Genomic DNA, 1,693 nt, shown 5'->3' with positions numbered 1-1,693 from the left:
AACCCGGCAAAAATCCATAAAAATGCAAAGTGTAGATTGTAGATGAATGAATCTGTATAACTTCTTCAGCACTCAATTTGTGCAATCGTGCAAGTTTCTCGAGATCTTTCCCAAAGGTAAGATCATAGCAAACAGGGATTTTCCAGGTTTTGAATGAGTTCTTTTTTGAAGGTTTGGGCAGTTGTCTGATTTCTTCCAGAAGGTCATTGCAATCTGTCTCTGTGATTTCCAATTTGAGTTTCAGTGAAAGGGAGTTAAACCCCATCCTGATTTCCCTGATTCCTTCTCCATATTCTTTCCACAAAAAATCCTTGACCAAAAGCTGCTCTGACAGAATAGTTGCAGAGATATCCTTTGGCCATGTTATCTCTATCAGTTTGCTATGGATCCTAAAAACTCTTAGCTGCATCGCTACAAGTTAAAGTATTTATTGATGTTTTTCAATATCCCGACTGCGTTTGGATTATCACCATGTATGCAGATTGTGTCGGCCTGAACAGGAATGGTATTCCCATTGAGGGTTCTGATTTTAGACTCTTCTACCATAATTTTGATATGGTCAATGACTTCATCTGGGTCGATGATGACAGCATTGGATTCAGACCTGCTGACCAAGCTTCCATCTCCATTGTAATTCCTGTCTGCAAAAACCTCTCTTTTGATGGGTATGCCTCTTTCATTTGCCAATTGTGCCATCAAAGAGTTGGGAGGACAATAGAGATAGCATCCCTGAAACTGATCTTCAAGAATATCCAGAATCATTGACGCGGTGGACTTGTCAATTGCTGAAAAGTTATACAGTGCCCCATGCGGTTTGATATGGTGTATCTTAATATTTTCTTCTACTGATATATCCTGAAAAACCGACAATTGCGAAATCAGACTTTTTTGAAGGAATTCCAATGACATCTCCAATTTAAGCCTTCCAAAATTCAGGGGATCAGGATAGGAGGGATGGGCACCGATTTTTACCTGATGCTCCTTGGCGAGCCGGATTGTTTCTTTGATCGTCTGTTCATTTCCGGCATGTCCACCACAGGCAATATTGCAACTCCCCAAATATGGCATCAACAGTGCATCATTGGAAAGTCCCTCACCCAAATCACAATTAATATCAAAAGGAAAATTTTGTTGGTTCATTATGGTAAATTTAGGGATTAATTCCTCAATTTTAATTTGATGGTTTTATCAAATAAGTCTAATAAATCATTATTCCTATGTTCGAATTCAATCCCGAGAAACATTATCCCAAAGAAACCGAAAGCAGGGTGGTCATCCGATTTCAGGACTGCGACCCGCTAAGACATCTGAATAATGCCAAATATTTTGACTATTTCTTCAATGCCCGGGAAGATCAGGTACCTAAGCTGTATGGAGTAGAGATGTTTGAAATGATTCAAAAGTACAAAGCTGCTTGGGTGGTATATAACCATAATATATCCTATGTCAGGCCTGCGCAGGTAGGAGAGTGGGTCAGGATCATGAGCCGCTTGCTGTGGTACAATGACAATACGGTAGTGCTCGAATACTACATGACCGATGATACCAAAAAAGAACTCAAAACTGTTCTTTGGACTACCATGCGCTATGTCACCATCAAGGAAGGAAAGTCAACCGACCATCAGGGGAGTATCCTGGAGTTTCTCAAAGCGACCTCAGAAAACCTGGATATTTCAAATATGACGATCAAAGA

3 protein-coding genes are annotated in these 1,693 nt (G+C 40.2%); 1 reads left to right on the top strand and 2 read right to left on the bottom strand.

Translation table 11 applies throughout. The annotated features are described in order from the left end of the window. Both ACEW8O_RS20910 and pxpA read right to left on the bottom strand, forming a co-directional pair. On the bottom strand, window positions 1-409 hold a 409-nt coding region (locus ACEW8O_RS20910), incomplete at its 3' end, for a carboxyltransferase domain-containing protein (RefSeq protein WP_373496570.1). Between the two features lie 2 nt (window positions 410-411). Next, on the bottom strand, window positions 412-1,140 hold the full coding sequence (pxpA, locus tag ACEW8O_RS20905; RefSeq protein ID WP_373496569.1) for a 5-oxoprolinase subunit PxpA: 729 nt from the start codon (window positions 1,138-1,140) through the stop codon (window positions 412-414). 77 nt (window positions 1,141-1,217) lie between these two features. Here pxpA and ACEW8O_RS20900 point away from each other — a divergent pair. Next, the coding region (locus tag ACEW8O_RS20900; protein WP_373496568.1) for an acyl-CoA thioesterase at window positions 1,218-1,693 on the top strand (476 nt) is incomplete at its 3' end.

This window comes from Aquiflexum sp., assembly GCF_041749095.1.
Lineage (GTDB): Bacteria > Bacteroidota > Bacteroidia > Cytophagales > Cyclobacteriaceae > Aquiflexum.
This window is presented reverse-complemented; position numbering and strand designations above follow the sequence as displayed.